Here is a 15,223-nt window from a genome sequence, read left to right on the forward strand (position 1 = left end):
AGACACCCCCTAGACCTGGAATGAGATCCACAGGTCAGGAGTCGCGTCCGGCCTACCGGCGATCGGCCTGGCTTCCTGGGTCCACACGTCGCCGGAGATCTCGGTCGCGACCCGCTGCCAGAACCTGACCGCCTTCTCGTTGTTGCCCTGGAACGCGACCTCGCACGGTCCGGGGTGATGCGACAGCACTTCCTGGACCGCGCGCAGTCCGTGCCCGCCGCGCCGTACCGGACGCACCATGAAGAACGCGTTCAGCACGTGCACGGGCTGCTGCAGCGCTCGCATGAAGCAGAAGCCGACCGGGTTCTCGCCCAGCGAGATCACGTACCCGGCCCACTCCGGGTCGCCGGTGAGAACCTTCTCCAGCCACTCGGTGCGGTAGCTGCCGTCGGGCCGCGGGAGCTGGCCCTGGAACTCGGACATGTCGTGGCGGAACATCAGCCACAGCCGCTCCATCAACGGTCGGTCGGTTGCCTGGACACGGCGCACCACGAGATCAGACACGGTTCTCCTCAGATTGATTCAGAACGCAGAAAGCCTCCCGCCGGAAGAGTCCGGTACGGAAGGCTTACTGCGGTCAGTTTATCAGTCCTGTGCTGCGGTCTGCCCGGCGACCCACCTCATGTCCGCGTAGCGGTTGCCGACCGGTGTCAGCTTCGACAGTGACTCGACGTCCTCGGCGGACAGCGCGACGTCGAGCGCCGCGAAGTTCTCCTCCAGGTACTTGCGCCGCTTCGTCCCCGGGATCGGGGCGACGTCGTTGCCCTGCGCAAGTACCCAGGCCAGTGCGACCTGCCCGGGTGTCGCGTCGTACCGCACGGCCACCGCGCGGATCTCCTCGACCAGTGCGAGGTTCGCGTCCAGGTTGTCGCCGGAGAAGCGGGGGAGGGTACGGCGGAAGTCGTCGGCCGGGAGGTCTGTGGGCAGGGCGCCGGTGAGCATGCCGCGCCCGAGCGGCGAGTACGGCACGATGCCGATCCCGAGCTCGCGGCAGGTCTGCAGCACCGACTCCTCGATGTCCCGGCTGAACAGCGACCACTCGGACTGCACCGCGGTGATCGGGTGCACGGCGTGCGCCCGCCGGATGGTCTCCGCCGACGCCTCGGACAGCCCGAGGTACCGCACCTTCCCGGCCTCCACCAGCGACGCCATCGCCCCGACCGTCTCCTCGACGGGTACGCCGGGATCCATCCGGTGCTGGTAGTACAGGTCCACGTGGTCGACGCCGAGCCGTCCGAGCGACGCGTCGATCGCGGACCGGACGTAATCGGGCGACCCGTTGATCCCGCGCTCCTCGGATCTCCGCGGGTCGCCGGTGATGCCGAACTTCGTCGCGAGGAACACCTCGTCGCGGCGCTCGGCGATGGTCCGGCCGACGAGCTCCTCGTTGGCGCCGAACCCGTACATGTCGGCGGTGTCCAGGAACGTGATGCCGAGGTCGAGCGCCCGGTGCAGCGTCGCGGTCGACTCGTTGTCGTCGGCCGCGCCGTACGCGAAGCTCATCCCCATACAGCCGAGTCCGAGCCGACTGACCTCGGCGCCTTGGCTACCCAGTTTCATGATTTCTCCCATCAGAAGGCATAGCTCCGCCGGCCGAACGTGCGAAACGGGTCGGCTGAGTTGTTACGGGGCGGCAGTGCCGCCGTACACGGTGATCTTGTAGTCGGTCACCGCGAGGGCGAGCTGCAGATCGCGCAGCTGCCGCTGGATCCGGTCACGGTGCTCCTGCATCAGGGCGAGCCGCTGGGGTTCGGTGTGGTCGCCTTCGAGCACCAGTTCCAGGTAGTGGCTGATCGTGCCGATCGGCATCCCGGAGGCACGCAGCCTGCTGATGAACACGATCCGCGCCATCGCCCGCCGGTCGTAGCTGCGGTACCCGGCGGAGTCCCGGCGTACGTCGAGCAGCCCGATGCGCTCGTAGTACCGCAGGGTGTGTGCCGTGAGCCCGGTGAGCTCGGAGGCCTCGGCGATCGACAGCTGCTCGGGAAGATCCTCCGGCAGCTCGAGCAGGCACAGCAGCTCCCGATCGATCGGCGCCTGGACGAGCAATTCGGTCGCGTTCATGTCCACGACCGTATGCCTTAGAGCGCACTCAAAGGCAAAGGTGATCTACGCCACAGTCAGCCGAGCAACTCCCGGGTGAGGGTGTCGGTCAGCCATTCCGCGTACTTCGCTTCGCTCCAGCCGTAGCGGCGTAACTCGAGGAACGGGCCGGACGTGGACAGCATCAGGAGCAGGTCGGTCGCGTCGGTCGCGTCCAGACCCGGCCGCAGTCCCCAGCGCTCGGCGATCTGATCGACCACCTGGCCCAGGCCGTCGCGTCGCCGTCGCTCGCTGCGTTCGACCACGGCCGCCGCATCGGGCTCGTGCGGCGCCGACTCGGCGACCTCCTTGATCACCGCGGCTCGGCTGAGGATCGCGGTGTTGCCGCGCACGAAGGCGGCGAGCGCGTCCCGGCCGGACTCCGCCACGGAGATCTCGGCGATGAAGGGTTGCTGCAGAGGCGGAAGCCCATCGGGGCCGAGGATGGCGTGATCGAAGCAGGCCTGCAGGAGTTCGCCCTTGGTGTGGAAGACGAAGTACACGGTCTGTACGGCGACACCGGCGCGGCCGGCGATATCGGTCATCCGCGCGCCGACGTACCCGGCCTCGGCGAACACCTCGATCGCGGCGCGGATCACCCGGTCCCGGGTCGCCGCCGCCTGCTCGCGACGGGTGTGCTTCGGCGTCTTGACAGGCTTCCCCACCCGTCCCACGCTAGCAGTAGTCATTCACTAGTGGCAGTCACTAGTGAAAGGGGGGCGGAGATGGCGACGCCGATCGGTTCTGTGAAGGCATCCGATCCGTGGGAGATGGCACTGATCCACCGGGTCATCCGGCGGGGGTTCGAGCAGGCGCGGGTGCATGTGCTGTCCCCTGGAGCCGAATCGCGGGCCGCGGCGGTAGCGGCGTACGTCGACTTCCAGCTCGACGGTCTGCACGCGCACCACTCGACTGAGGACGAGGTGCTCTGGCCGGCGCTGCTTGAGCGCGCCCAGCTGTCGGCGGCGCTGATCCGCCGGATGGAGCAGCAGCACGCCGCGATCCACGATGCCGTGGATGCGGCCCGCAGCGCGCTGACCGCCTGGCGTACGACGCCGACCGCTGCCGGTGCGGAGCCGCTCGGTGCGGCGCTGGAGCTCGTGTCTGTGCGGCTTGTCGAGCACCTGGGGGAGGAGGAGCGTGACGTCGTGCCGCTGATCGCGACGCACGTCACCCAGGCCGAGTGGGATCAGCTGGGGCAGAAGGCGTTCAGCAAGTTCAAGCCGAGCCAGCGGTTCACGGCGATGGGTGAACTGCTCGCAACCGCCCGCCCCGAGGAGGCCGCCCGGATGCTGGCCGACCTACCCGCACCCGTCCGGGGTATCTGGTGGCTGGTCGGGAAGCGCCGCTACCAGCGGTTCATCAAGTCGGCCACCGGTTAGGCGGTCTGCTGGCAGACCGCGCAGGTGCCGAAGATTTCCAGGGTGTGGCTGATGTCGGCGTAGCCGTGTTCGGCCGCGACCTTGTCGGCCCAGCGTTCCACGGCCGGTCCCTCGACCTCGACGGTGCGGCCGCAGTTGCGGCAGACCAGGTGGTGGTGGTGGCCCTTCGAGCAGCGCCGGTACGCCGTTTCGCCGTCGGCGGTGCGCAGTACGTCGACCTCGCGCGAGTCCGCGAGCGCCTGCAGGGTGCGGTAGACAGTGGTCAGGCCGACGGCCTCACCGGCGGACCGAAGCTCCTGGTGGATCTCCTGGGCGGTCCGGAAGTCGTCGATCTTGTCGAGCGCGAGCGCGACCGCCGCGCGTTGACGGGTCGAGCGTGTTCCGATAGCCACCGTTCCTCCTGTCATCTCTACCGCTCTCCAGTCTCTCAGAAGTCAGCAACCCGGTGCCGGATCAGGGCTGCATCAGTGCTCGTCCCAGTGATCACCGTGTGCCGCGTGCAGGTGTCCGTCGTGGACGTAGTCGACATGGTCGCCGTGCTCGACCTTCTTGTGACCGCACGCCTGGTTGTGCGCGTGCGGGTGCCCGGCACTCACCACATGCGGCTCCGGTGCCGGTACGCCGACCTCCGGCTCCTCATCCGCCAGCGGGCGCGCCCGGCCGGCCCGCCGCCGCAGCAGCGTCCCGACCGTTGCCGCCACCACGAATCCGGCCAGTGCGAGCACCACGATGGTCGCACCCGGCGCCACGTTCGCGTTGTACGACGTGACGATGCCGGCCAGACACGCCAGCACACCGATCACGCAGGCGGTGACGAACGTACTGCGGAACGACCGGGTCACCTGCTGCGCTGTCGCCACCGGGACGACCATGAGCGCACTGACCAGCAGCAGCCCGACAGTGCGCATAGCGACCGTCACAGTGACCGCAGCCATCACAGCGATCACCAGGTTGAGTAGCTGGACCCGGAGTCCCGTCGTACGCGCGAACTCCTCGTCCTGGCACACCGCGAACAGCTGGGGGCCCAGACCGATCGCTACCACCAGTACGGCGACTGCGAGGCCGACGACGACGTACAGGTCGCTCTGGGAGACCGTGGTGAGTGAACCGAACAGGTACGTGTTGAGCGTGGCCGCACCCTGCCCTGCGAGTCCGATGAGCAGTACGCCGCCTGCGATACCGCCGTAGAACAGGAGAGCGAGCGCTACGTCACCGGTGGCCTTGCCGCGGGCGCGGACCAGCTCGATGGCCGTTGCGCCGGCGATCGACACGATGATGGCGGTCAGCACGGGTGCACTGCCGGTGAGCAGACCGAGCGCCACACCGGTGATGGCGATGTGGCCGATACCGTCACCCATCAGCGAGAGCCGCCGCTGCACCAGGTACGTCCCGATAGCAGGCGCCGACAGTCCCGTGAGCAGCCCGGCGATCAGCGCCCGCTGCATGAACTCCAGCTGGAACATGGTCATGAAGTGAGCCACCCCGGGTCGTCGTCGGTGTGGGAGTGGTGGACGTGGGCGTGCGTCTGCGAGGCGTGCGGCGGTCCGTCGTACACGATGCGGCCGCGGCGCATCACGACCGATCGGTCGATCAAGGCGTCCATCGGGCCGAGGTCGTGGCTCACCATCACCACGGTCGTTCCGCGCTCGACCCGCTCCCGGACCGCGTCGGCGAAGATCTGCTGGCTGGCCAGGTCGACGCCCGCCGTCGGCTCGTCGAGGATCAGCAGCTCCGGATCGGACACCAGGGCCCGCGCGATCAGCACCCGCTGCTGCTGTCCGCCGGACAGCTCGGCGACCGCGTCCTTGCGCCGGTCGGCCATGTCGACGACCTGCAGTGCCTCCTCGATCGCCTGCTTGCCCGCGGCGCCGAGCGGCGCGAACATCCGGCGCTTCGAGAGCAGACCGGACGACACCACCTCGTACACGGTCGCCGGTACGCCGCCGGCTGCGGTGATGCGCTGCGGCACGTACCCGACCCGCCGCCAGTCACGGAACCGCGGAACCGGCGTACCGAACAACCGGACCTCGCCGCGGGCCGCCGGGAGCAGTCCGACGACGGTCTTGATCAGCGTGGACTTGCCGGAGCCGTTGGTGCCGAGCACGGCAACCACCTCGCCCTGGCGGATCCGCAGGTCGATGCCCCGAAGCACCAGACGGCCGCCCAGGTCGACGGAGAGATCGTCGACCTGGACGGCCCTGGATGCGCTATCTGTCACGAGCAGCCGTTCGCCTTCCGGAGTTCCTGCAGGTTCTGCTGCATGAGCGTCAGGTACGTTTCCTGGGAGTTGGCGTCCGACAGGCCCTCGATCGGGCTCAGTACGGCGGTCTTGACGCCGACGTCCTTCGCGATCGTCTCGGCCACCTTCGGACTGACCAGCTCCTCGTAGAAGATGGTCGTCACCTTCTGGGCCTTCACGATGTCCTGGACCTCCTTGATCCGGGCCGGCGTGGGTTCCGCGTCCGGCGTGAACCCGGCGATCCCGACCATCGTCAGACCGTACCGCTTCGCGAGGTAGGCGAACGCCTCGTGGCTGGTCACGAACGTCTTCAGCTTGCAGTTCGCCAGACCGGTCTTGAACTCCGTGTCGAGCTTCCCGATCTGGTCGAGCAGCGCCTTCGCGCGCTCGTGGTACCCGGTGGCGTTGGCGCTGTCGACGCTCGCGAGCTTGTCCTCGACCGCCTTGACGACCGCGGCGTACCGCACCGGGTCGAGCCAGAAGTGCGGGTCGAGGGCATCGTCCTTGTGGGCGGCCGGGTCCGCGCCCTCCTCGTGCTCCTCGAAGTCCGCGCCGGTGGCCTCCAGTTGCGCGGCCGGGGCGATGTCGAAGCCGGCGTCCTTGGCGTTCTGCTCGATCGCCTCGTCGACGGCGGGCTGCAGGTTCTTCTCGAAGACGACGAGTTTCGCGTCGGCGATCGAGCCGACCTGCTTGGGGGTCAGCTCGAGGTCGTGCGGCTCGACACCGGGCGCGGTCAGCGTGGTGACGTTCACCGCATCGCCCCCCACTGTGCGGGCGATGAACTCGAGCGGGTAGAACGAAGCCACGACGTCGAGCTTGTCGCCACCGGTGCTGTTGGTGGACGAGCCGCCGCATCCGGCCAGGGTGACGGCGGCCAGGGCGGAGGCGCCGGCGAGGACAGCTCGAAGACCAGATTTCATGACAATCATTTTCATTTAACTGCAAGTGATTGTCAAAACAGGGAGTTCACGATGGCCAGCCGTCACGCGGGGCGCCGACGCGCCGACCGTAAGGGCAACCGCCGCCCGGCACTCGATATTCCACCGGGCCACGGTCATGGCCACGGGCACGGTCATGGGCACGGCGATCACGTGGTCGACACCTCGGTGGTGAACTCCGACGCGGTCGTCGCCCGGCGCGTCCGGATCGTCGTCGCCGCGATCCTGGCCCCGCTCATCACCGCGGCGGTGGTGTTGCTCGTCGTGCTCTGGCCGGGCGGCGGCGGGGTGAAGGTCGACTCGTACCAGACGAGCACCGCCCGCGGCGAGGTCACCGCGATCAAGGCGTGCCCGGACCCGAAGGACAAGTGCGACCTGGCGACGGTGAAGCTGAGCAACGGGCCGGACACCGGGAAGGCGGTGCCGATCCAGGTGCCGTCGGCGAGTCAGACCTCGGTTCCGGTCAAGGTCGGGCAGTCGGTGATGCTCGGCATCCAGGACGGCGCGCCGCTGGACCAGCGGTACCAGTACGTCGACCACGACCGCTCGAAGCCGTTGCTGATCCTCGCGGTGATCTTCGCGATCGCGGTCGTCGCGCTGTCGCGGTGGCGCGGTTTCGCGGCGCTGATCGCGCTCGCCGTGACCGCGGTCATGCTCACGCAGTTCATCCTGCCGGCGATCCTCAAGGGCTCGAACCCGCTGGTGGTCGCGGTGGTCGGTGGCGCGGTGATCATGACGATCGCGGTCTTCCTCACGCACGGCATCAATGCGGAGTCCTCGATCGCGCTGGCCGGTACGATCGCGGCCCTCGGGCTGACCGTGCTGCTCGGGTGGTTCTTCACCGGGTTCTCGCAGCTGAGCGGGCTGGCCTCGGACGGCGCGTCGGCCGCCAAGGCGTTCGCCCCGAACCTGGATCTGCCCGGGTTGCTGACGGCAGGCATGGTGATCGGCGCCCTGGGTGTGCTCGACGACGTCACCGTCACGCAGGCCGCGGCTGTGTGGGAGCTGTCCGCCGCCAACCCGGGGGCGAACCGGCGTGAGCTGGTCGCGGCGGGCCTGCGGATCGGCCGCACCCACGTCGCCTCGGTGGTCAACACCTTGGTCCTCGCCTACGCCGGCGCCGCGATGCCGGTCCTGCTGGTGTTCGCGATCCAGGGACTTCCGGTGCTGTCGGTGATCTCCACCGAGACCGTGGCGGTGGAGATCGTCCGCGGCCTGGTCGGCAGCCTGGGGATCATCGCGGCGGTCCCGCTCACCACCGCGCTCGCCGCCATGGCCGTCGCCGACCGCTCCCGCGACCTGGTCGCCACTCCCGAATAACCGAAAATCAGCCCTTCCGCCCGGGCCTCAACGCTTCTACAGTGCTGGATAAGGTCACTGAGAGTCCGCCCACGACTACCTTCGGCGACCGCACGGGGTGAGGAGCGCTGATGAGGTTTTGTCATCGGGACGGGTCGACCGTTCATCTGGGGTACTGCGCGACGGTGCATCCGGCCGCGGAGCTCGACGAATTGATCGCCGGCCTCGACAGCTGTGCGGGTGCGGTCCGGTCGGCGCTCGGCGTACCTGTTCTCGGGGTCGGGCTGTGGTTCCCGCATCGGCTCGCCGACCGGCTGGCGAACTCGCCGGCCGCGCTCAGCAAGCTCCGCAGAGCACTGCAGCGCAACCGGCTCGAAGTCGTCACGCTGAACGGGACGCCGCACGCGCAGTTCACCGACAAGGTCGTCGGCACCAAGCTGTACTGCCCCGACTGGACCGACCCCGAGCGGCTTCGCTACACCCTCGACCTGATCGACGTGCTGGCCGAACTGCTCCCCACGGACGTCGCGTACGGATCGATCTCGACCGTGCCGCTCGGCTGGCGGGTGCCGTGGTCGAAGGCGCGGAACCGGGCCGCGCGGGAGGCGATCGACCGCGTCGAACAGCACCTGGCCCGGACCGAGACCAGGACCGGTAGGACGATCCGGATCGCCGTCGAGACCGAGCCGGGCTGCGTCCTCGAGATGATCGGCCAGGCCACCGCGTGGCTGGACCGCTACTCCAGCCCGTACGGCGGTACGTCGCGGATCGGCCTGGGACTCGACACCTGTCATCTGGCGGTGCAGTTCGAGGACCCGGCCGAGTCGTTCGAGCTGCTGTGGCGAACCGGCGTGGACGTGGTCAAGGCGCAGCTGTCCCTGGCCCCGACGCTCGTGGACCCGGGGGACGCGTCGGGTCGGTACGTGCTCGGTCAGCTCGGCACACCGAAGTACCTGCGGCAGGTGCGTGAGTGGGGCGGACCTGGGGTGGACGACGTGGCGCAGGCGTACGAACTGTCCGGTCACGCGGCTTGGCGGATGCACGCCCACCTGGCCGCCCACGCTGCGCCACCAGATCCCTTGAGCGCGACAACCGGCGTACTGGATGACTGTCTGACCAGACTGGTCGGTGGCGGGCATCCACTCACCCACCACCTGGAGTCGGAGGTGTACGTGTGGCCGCGGGCGACCAGAACCCAGCAGGCGTTGGCTAAACGGATCGCCAAGGAGCTGGCGTGGCTACGTGACCGACTGACCGCTCTGGGGCTGGACGAGGTCTGAGTAGTCGGGCAGCGGTACCGAGCTGAGGGCCTTGCCTACTGCGTTCTGCGACCAGATGAAGCGCTGGACCGCTGTCGGCAGCTTTGGCAGCACGGCCGCCGCAGCGGGCATCAGCCGCAACGCCAGCGGGCCGGCCGGGATGATGGTGCGCATGACCTTCGGTGCGAATCGCCGGCTCTGCTCTACTACTGGCCGGATGATCCGCTCGTAGTTACGCAGTCCGGACGGCAGATCGCTCCGTGCTGCAGCCAGCTCACCGGCCAGGATGTACGCCGCCATCACGGCGAGGCTCGTACCGCCACCGACCGCCGGGCCGGGGCAGTAGCCCGCGTCGCCGACCAGTCCGATCCGGCCGCGGTGCCAGGTGTCCAGCGTGATCTGTGCGATCGAGTCGAAGTAGAAGTCCTCAGCCTGTTCCAGATGCTCCAGCAGCTGCGGCACCTTCCAGCTGTAGTCCCGGAACTCCTTGGCCAGCAGGGCTTTCTGCTGGTCCTTGTCGCGGTAGTCGTACTGCAGATCAGGCGCACGGAACAGGAAGCCCGCACGGACCTGACCGGTCTGGTGGACGCCGTAGATGCCGACGAGCTTGCCGACGGAGAAGTGCGACAGCGTGTGGTTCCCCAGGCCGAAGACGTCGGGCATCGAGAACACCGCGAGGTACCCGCCGAGTGGCCGGTGCAGTGGTTGCTCAGGACCGAAGACGAGCCGGCGGACGGTGGAGTGCATCCCGTCCGCGCCGATCACCAGGTCGAAGCGGCGCTCCGTCCCGGAATCGAACACCACGTCGACGCCGGCGCCGTCGTCGTGCAGGCTGGCGATCGAGTCGCCGAACACGTACTCCGCGGTGTCGCGCGTGGCGCCGTACAGGGTCCTGGTCAGCTCGCCGCGCAGGATCTCCACGTGCCGGCTGGAGATCCCGGCGTACATCCGGCTGAGGTCGACCTCGACCGGGCGGCGGCCGAAGCGTTCGATCGTCATCGCGTCGAGCTGGGTGCGGGCCGCCTCGATCGCGTCCCAGCAGCCCATCCGCCGGGTGATGTCGGCGGCCGAGCTGAACAGGTCGACGGCGTGGCCGCCGAGTCCGTGCCGCCCGGCCGGCGTGCGCTCGACGAGCGTCGGCTCGAAGCCGTAACGGTGCAACCAGTGGGCGAGCACCGGACCGGCCACGCTCGCACCCGAGATCAGAACCTTCATGACAACCTCCTTACTTATCGGAAGGTAAGTAAACGAGAGCAGGCTTGTCAATGGCTTACTTAACGGAAGGTCAGCTAATCTTCGACGTATGCCGAGACAACGGACCGGCGACACCCGGGCGCGGATTCAGCAGGCCGCGCTGGAGCTGTTCGCCGAGCGCGGGATGCAGCAGACCAGCCTGCGCGACATCGCCGACCGCCTCGGCGTCACCAAACCGGCGCTGTACTACCACTTCGCGTCCCGCGACGACCTGCTGAACAGCCTGGTCGAGCCGATGATCGCCGACTTCGAGGCGTACGCCGCCGCGCAGCAGGCGGCCGCACCGATCCCGCCGCGCGAACTGCTCGGCTCGTACTTCGACCTCGCCTACAAGCACCGCGCGCTGATCCAGCTGGCGATCCGCGACCTGTCCGTGCTGCACGAACTGAAGCTGGCCGACCGCTTCATCGAGTGGCGCGGGACCCTCGCCGCGTTGCTGATCGGCACCGAACCGTCGCTGTCGGACGTGGTGCGCTGCATGGTCGCGCTCGGCGGGCTGTCCGACTGCGCGGTGATGATCGAGCACGAGCCGGTCGCGGAGTTGCGCGAGGCCGCGGTCGAGGCGGCGTACGACAGCCTCGGCCGCCCCTGATCACCCAGCGGCGATGCGCGAGACCCCGAAGAGCAGGATGACGAGGATCGTGAAGATCCGCAGGAACCGCGGACCGGTCGTCACCGCCGGCCACGACAGGAACGCCAGCCAGCCCAGCAGCAACGCCAGCAGCACCAACGCCGGCACACCGACCTGGACCGGAGCGAACACTCCGACCAGCGCCAGCAGCAGTGTGATCCCTGGCAGGGTCAGCTTCGGCGCGGCGTGCAGCTTCGCGACGTACGGGTAACTGACCTTCGTGATCCGCTGCCGCAACGGACTGCTGGGGGTGCTCATACCTCTATTGTTCCAGGTCTTATGGTTGGGCCCGTGTTCGTGGTGATCAGGTTCCGGGTGGGGGAGTCCGAGCAGGCCGGGTTCGGGGAGCGGCTGCAGGCCGCCGTCGACGTGCTCGCGCAGCAGAAGGGGTTCGTCGCGGCCCGGACCGGGCGGAACGTCGACGACCCGGAACTGCTGGCGCTCACGCTCGAGTTCGAGAACATCGGGAGTTACCGGCGCGCGCTGTCGCCGTACGACGTGAAGCTGACGGCCGTGCCGCTGTTGTCGCAGGCGATCGACGAGCCGACGGCGTACGAAGATCTGCCCGGGGATCTGCTGAGTTAGCACGGATTCGATCGCGGCCACCCCGGACCGATAGCCTGGTTCCTTCCGTAGATCTGTCTGTACCTGTTCTGGAGTCCAAAAGTGCCCGTGGAAACCGTCGATGCCGTCGTCAGCCTCAGCAAGCGGAGAGGCTTCGTGTACCCGTGCGGCGAGATCTACGGCGGTACCAAGTCGGCCTGGGACTACGGACCGCTCGGCGTCGAACTGAAGAACAACGTCCGCACCCAGTGGTGGCGGACGATGGTGACCGGCCGCGACGACATCGTCGGCCTGGACTCCTCGGTGATCCTGCCGACCAAGGTCTGGGAGGCCTCCGGCCACCTGTCCGAGTTCGTCGACCCGCTGACCGAGTGCCAGTCCTGCCACAAGCGGTTCCGTGACGACCACCTTCGCGAGGACTTCGCCCGCCGGAAGAACAAGGACGCCGACGAGGTCAAGCTCGCCGAGATCGCCTGCCCGAACTGCGGTAACAAGGGCACGTTCACCGAGCCGCGGATGTTCAACGGGCTGCTGAAGACCTACCTCGGCCCGGTCGAGTCCGACGAGGGCCTGCACTACCTGCGCCCGGAGACCGCGCAGGGCATCTTCATCAACTTCGCGAACGTGATGGGCACCGCCCGGAAGAAGCCGCCGTTCGGGATCGCCCAGGTCGGCAAGAGCTTCCGTAACGAGATCACCCCGGGCAACTTCATCTTCCGGACCCGCGAGTTCGAGCAGATGGAGATGGAGTTCTTCGTCGAGCCGGGCTCCGACGAGGACTGGCACGAGTACTGGCTGAAGGCGCGCTGGGACTGGTACACCGGCCTCGGGCTGAACCCGGAGAACATGCGGTTCTACGAGCACCCGAAGGAGAAGCTCAGCCACTACTCGAAGCGCACCGTCGACATCGAGTACCGGTTCAACTTCGGCGGCAAGGAGTTCGACGAGCTCGAGGGCATCGCGAACCGCACGGACTTCGACCTGTCCACGCACTCCAAGCACTCCGGCGCCGACCTGTCCTACTTCGACCAGGAGAAGGGCGAGCGCTGGACGCCGTACGTCATCGAGCCCGCGGCCGGCCTGACCCGCAACGTGCTCGCGTTCCTGCTCGACGCGTACACCGAGGACGAGGCGCCGAACGCCAAGGGCGGTGTCGACAAGCGGACGGTACTGCGCTTCGACCCGCGGCTCGCCCCGGTCAAGGCCGCCGTGCTGCCGCTGTCCCGCAACGCCGACCTGTCGCCGAAGGCGCGCGACCTGGCCGGCGAGCTGCGGAAGAACTGGAACGTCGACTTCGACGACGCCGGCGCCATCGGCCGCCGGTACCGCCGCCAGGACGAGATCGGTACGCCGTACTGCATCACCGTCGACTTCGACACCCTCGAGGACCACGCGGTGACGATCCGCGAGCGGGACTCGATGAAGCAGGAGCGGGTCGCGCTCACCGAGGTCACCGGCTACCTCGCCCAGCACCTGGTGGGTTGCTGACGATGAAGGCTCGGTTGGCTGTCTTCGGACTGTCCGCGCTGGCGGTGCTCTTGCTGTCCTCCTGCTCGGACAGCAAGCCGGAGGCCGGTACGTCGCCTTCGACACCTGCCTCCAGCACGCCGCCGCCTTCCAGCGCCCCAATCCCGACCGCGTCGACGCCGACGCTGACCGCGTTGCCGACGCCGTCGAAGCCGTGGCCGACGCCGACCGTCACCGGCGCGCCGGAGAACGACGCCCCGCTCGCCGACCGGATCACGTTCGCGATCGCGAAACAGGCGCAGATCGCGGCCGGCAAGGCGGCCGCGACGACCGTGAAGTGCCCGGGAATCGACAAGGTCGAGACCGCCGGCAAGCACGAGTTGACCTGCACGGTGACATACGCCGGGAAGCCGTACACCGGCACGCTGACCGTCGACGCCAAGCAGTACACGGCGTCGTACAAGTTCACCTCGGAGTCGGTCGCGATCGTTCGCGCCAAGGTCGTCGACGCCGTGCAGCGTACGGTCACCGACGCGGCGAAGGTGACCTGCACGATGGACGACGTCGCCGTGGTGAAGACGTCCGACGCGGGGATTGCGTGCGACGTGACAACGACCGCGAACGCCGTACAGCCTTACAAAGCACAGGTTTCCGGCAACGGACAGGTGCTGGTGGCGAAGGCCTGATGTTGCAGCTGGGTGGTCTGACGATCGACACGCCCGTGGTGCTGGCGCCGATGGCCGGCATCACGAACGCGGCGTACCGGCGGCTGTGCGCCGAGCAGGGCGCCGGGCTGTACGTGTGCGAGATGATCACGTCACGCGGCATCGTCGAGGGTGACCAGAAGTCGCTCGACATGCTCACGTTCGACGCACGCGAGACGGTGCGATCGGTGCAGCTGTACGGCGTCGACCCGGTCTACATCGGGCGCGCGGTGCAGATCCTGTGCGACTCCTACGGTGTCGCGCACATCGACCTGAACTTCGGCTGCCCGGTGCCGAAGGTGACGCGCAAGGGCGGCGGCGCCGCGCTGCCGTGGAAGCGGAATCTGCTCGGCGCGATCCTGCGGTCCGCGGTGCGGGCCGCGACTCCGTACGGCGTACCGGTGACCATGAAGACCCGGATCGGGATCGATCTCTCGCACCAGACCTATCTCGACGCCGGGCGGATCGCAGCGGACTCGGGTGCCGCGGCGATCGGGCTGCACGGGCGGACGGCGTCGCAGGCGTACTCCGGTCAGGCGGACTGGTCCACGATCGCCGCGCTGGTCGAGCACGTCGACATCCCGGTCCTCGGCAACGGTGACATCTGGGAAGCCGGGGACGCCCTGCGGATGGTCGCCGAGACCGGTTGCGCCGGAGTGATCGTTGGGCGTGGGTGTCTGGGGCGGCCGTGGTTGTTCCGCGATCTCGCGGTCGCGTTCGCCGGGGGAGAGGCGTTGAACCTGCCGACGCTCGGCGAGGTCGCCGACGTGATGCGGCGGCACGGTGAGCTGCTCGCGGAGCTGATGGGGGAGCAGCGCGGTCTGCGCGACTTCCGCAAACACGTCCCGTGGTACCTGAAGGGCTTCCCCGCCGGCGGCGAACTCCGCGCCGCCCTAGGCATGGTGGACTCGTTGGCGCGCCTGGTCGAGCTGCTCGCCCAGCTCGACCGCACCGTCCCCTTCCCAGTAGCCGAACTAGGCGCCCCCCGAGGCCGCCAAGGCAGCCCTCGAGACCACGTAGTCCTCCCCCAAGGCTGGCTGGACGATACCGACGGCCTAACCGCCGACCTGACCGAAGCCGAACTAGGCATCTCCGGCGGCTGAACCAAATCCCGATCCGCCGCGAGCGGATCCCCTCGACCCCGCCGGCTCTTGTTACTGATCCGTGGGTCATCGCCCCGGTGGCCTCCGCGCAGAACCAGGGCGTGCGCGAGATCGAGCAGGTGCCGTGCGTGGCGTGAAGCGCCACTGAGCTGTGCGGGCAGATGTGCGGGGTGTTTGGGGAGGATTTCCTGCCCGATCCGGGGGCAGCTTCAGGGGATTGTCGCAACGCCTGAGTTTGGAGGGTGTTGTGGCGGAGAGGTTGTCGCAGGCGCGGCGGCGGGTGGTGCTGGACTTGTTGAGT

18 protein-coding genes are annotated in these 15,223 nt (G+C 68.3%); 8 read left to right on the plus strand and 10 right to left on the minus strand.

Going from position 1 to position 15,223, the window contains the following annotated elements:
• Nucleotides 1-9 precede the first annotated feature (9 nt).
• From E0H50_RS20560 to E0H50_RS20575, 4 genes are all read right to left on the minus strand, one after another.
• Nucleotides 10-504 (minus strand): GNAT family N-acetyltransferase, encoded by a 495-nt coding sequence (locus E0H50_RS20560; RefSeq protein WP_131290908.1) that lies wholly within the window; start codon nt 502-504, stop codon nt 10-12.
• A gap of 81 nt (nt 505-585) precedes the next feature.
• Nucleotides 586-1,560: an aldo/keto reductase gene (locus E0H50_RS20565; RefSeq protein WP_202868233.1), complete on the minus strand. Its 975-nt coding sequence runs from the start codon at nt 1,558-1,560 to the stop codon at nt 586-588.
• Between the two features lie 63 nt (nt 1,561-1,623).
• A complete protein-coding gene (locus E0H50_RS20570) occupies nt 1,624-2,064 on the minus strand; it encodes a MerR family transcriptional regulator (RefSeq protein WP_131290912.1) in 441 nt (146 codons plus the stop codon).
• A gap of 56 nt (nt 2,065-2,120) precedes the next feature.
• Nucleotides 2,121-2,747 (minus strand): TetR/AcrR family transcriptional regulator, encoded by a 627-nt coding sequence (locus E0H50_RS20575; protein ID WP_165547223.1) that lies wholly within the window; start codon nt 2,745-2,747, stop codon nt 2,121-2,123.
• 60 nt (nt 2,748-2,807) lie between these two features.
• Here E0H50_RS20575 and E0H50_RS20580 point away from each other — a divergent pair, with 60 nt between their 5' ends.
• A complete protein-coding gene (locus E0H50_RS20580) occupies nt 2,808-3,464 on the plus strand; it encodes a hemerythrin domain-containing protein (protein ID WP_131290916.1) in 657 nt (218 codons plus the stop codon).
• Here the strand turns inward: E0H50_RS20580 and E0H50_RS20585 are convergent.
• The 4 genes from E0H50_RS20585 to E0H50_RS20600 form a co-directional block, all read right to left on the minus strand.
• Nucleotides 3,461-3,856: a Fur family transcriptional regulator gene (locus tag E0H50_RS20585; protein WP_238151099.1), complete on the minus strand. Its 396-nt coding sequence runs from the start codon at nt 3,854-3,856 to the stop codon at nt 3,461-3,463. The two genes, E0H50_RS20580 and E0H50_RS20585, sit on opposite strands and share 4 nt — an antisense overlap.
• A 72-nt stretch (nt 3,857-3,928) precedes the next feature.
• Nucleotides 3,929-4,933: a metal ABC transporter permease gene (locus E0H50_RS20590; RefSeq protein ID WP_131290920.1), complete on the minus strand. Its 1,005-nt coding sequence runs from the start codon at nt 4,931-4,933 to the stop codon at nt 3,929-3,931.
• Nucleotides 4,930-5,682: a metal ABC transporter ATP-binding protein gene (locus E0H50_RS20595; protein ID WP_238151100.1), complete on the minus strand. Its 753-nt coding sequence runs from the start codon at nt 5,680-5,682 to the stop codon at nt 4,930-4,932. The genes E0H50_RS20590 and E0H50_RS20595 overlap by 4 nt, the downstream gene beginning before the upstream one ends.
• Complete coding sequence (locus E0H50_RS20600; protein WP_131290922.1) at nt 5,679-6,623, minus strand: metal ABC transporter substrate-binding protein; 945 nt, start codon at nt 6,621-6,623, stop codon at nt 5,679-5,681. The genes E0H50_RS20595 and E0H50_RS20600 overlap by 4 nt, the downstream gene beginning before the upstream one ends.
• A gap of 51 nt (nt 6,624-6,674) precedes the next feature.
• Here E0H50_RS20600 and E0H50_RS20605 point away from each other — a divergent pair, with 51 nt between their 5' ends.
• Together E0H50_RS20605 and eboE are read left to right on the plus strand one after the other, a co-directional pair.
• Nucleotides 6,675-7,961: a YibE/F family protein gene (locus E0H50_RS20605; protein ID WP_131290923.1), complete on the plus strand. Its 1,287-nt coding sequence runs from the start codon at nt 6,675-6,677 to the stop codon at nt 7,959-7,961.
• 110 nt (nt 7,962-8,071) lie between these two features.
• Complete coding sequence (gene eboE, locus E0H50_RS20610; RefSeq protein ID WP_131290925.1) at nt 8,072-9,220, plus strand: metabolite traffic protein EboE; 1,149 nt, start codon at nt 8,072-8,074, stop codon at nt 9,218-9,220.
• On the opposite strand, the gene E0H50_RS20615 is transcribed toward eboE, so the two are convergent.
• Nucleotides 9,179-10,414 (minus strand): FAD-dependent monooxygenase, encoded by a 1,236-nt coding sequence (locus E0H50_RS20615; RefSeq protein ID WP_131290927.1) that lies wholly within the window; start codon nt 10,412-10,414, stop codon nt 9,179-9,181. The two genes, eboE and E0H50_RS20615, sit on opposite strands and share 42 nt — an antisense overlap.
• Before the next feature lie 88 nt (nt 10,415-10,502).
• Here E0H50_RS20615 and E0H50_RS20620 point away from each other — a divergent pair, with 88 nt between their 5' ends.
• On the plus strand, nt 10,503-11,045 hold the full coding sequence (locus E0H50_RS20620; RefSeq protein WP_131290929.1) for a TetR/AcrR family transcriptional regulator: 543 nt from the start codon (nt 10,503-10,505) through the stop codon (nt 11,043-11,045).
• Here the strand turns inward: E0H50_RS20620 and E0H50_RS20625 are convergent, their stop codons facing one another.
• Nucleotides 11,046-11,342: a DUF6703 family protein gene (locus E0H50_RS20625; RefSeq protein WP_131290930.1), complete on the minus strand. Its 297-nt coding sequence runs from the start codon at nt 11,340-11,342 to the stop codon at nt 11,046-11,048.
• A 33-nt stretch (nt 11,343-11,375) separates the two neighbouring features.
• Here E0H50_RS20625 and E0H50_RS20630 point away from each other — a divergent pair, with 33 nt between their 5' ends.
• From E0H50_RS20630 to dusB, 4 genes are all read left to right on the plus strand, one after another.
• On the plus strand, nt 11,376-11,669 hold the full coding sequence (locus E0H50_RS20630) for an antibiotic biosynthesis monooxygenase family protein (protein ID WP_202868234.1): 294 nt from the start codon (nt 11,376-11,378) through the stop codon (nt 11,667-11,669).
• Nucleotides 11,670-11,750: 81 nt separating this feature from the next.
• The gene (locus tag E0H50_RS20635) at nt 11,751-13,136 is read left to right on the plus strand and encodes a glycine--tRNA ligase (RefSeq protein WP_131290934.1); all 1,386 of its coding nucleotides are present in this window, start codon (nt 11,751-11,753) and stop codon (nt 13,134-13,136) included.
• A 2-nt stretch (nt 13,137-13,138) separates the two neighbouring features.
• A complete protein-coding gene (locus E0H50_RS20640; RefSeq protein WP_131290936.1) occupies nt 13,139-13,801 on the plus strand; it encodes a hypothetical protein in 663 nt (220 codons plus the stop codon).
• Nucleotides 13,801-14,922, plus strand: coding sequence for a tRNA dihydrouridine synthase DusB (gene dusB, locus E0H50_RS20645; RefSeq protein ID WP_131290938.1), 1,122 nt, complete (start codon nt 13,801-13,803; stop codon nt 14,920-14,922). The genes E0H50_RS20640 and dusB overlap by 1 nt, the downstream gene beginning before the upstream one ends.
• The last annotated feature ends 301 nt before the right edge of the window (nt 14,923-15,223 follow it).

Source organism: Kribbella sindirgiensis, from assembly GCF_004331435.1.
Classification (GTDB): domain Bacteria; phylum Actinomycetota; class Actinomycetes; order Propionibacteriales; family Kribbellaceae; genus Kribbella; species Kribbella sindirgiensis.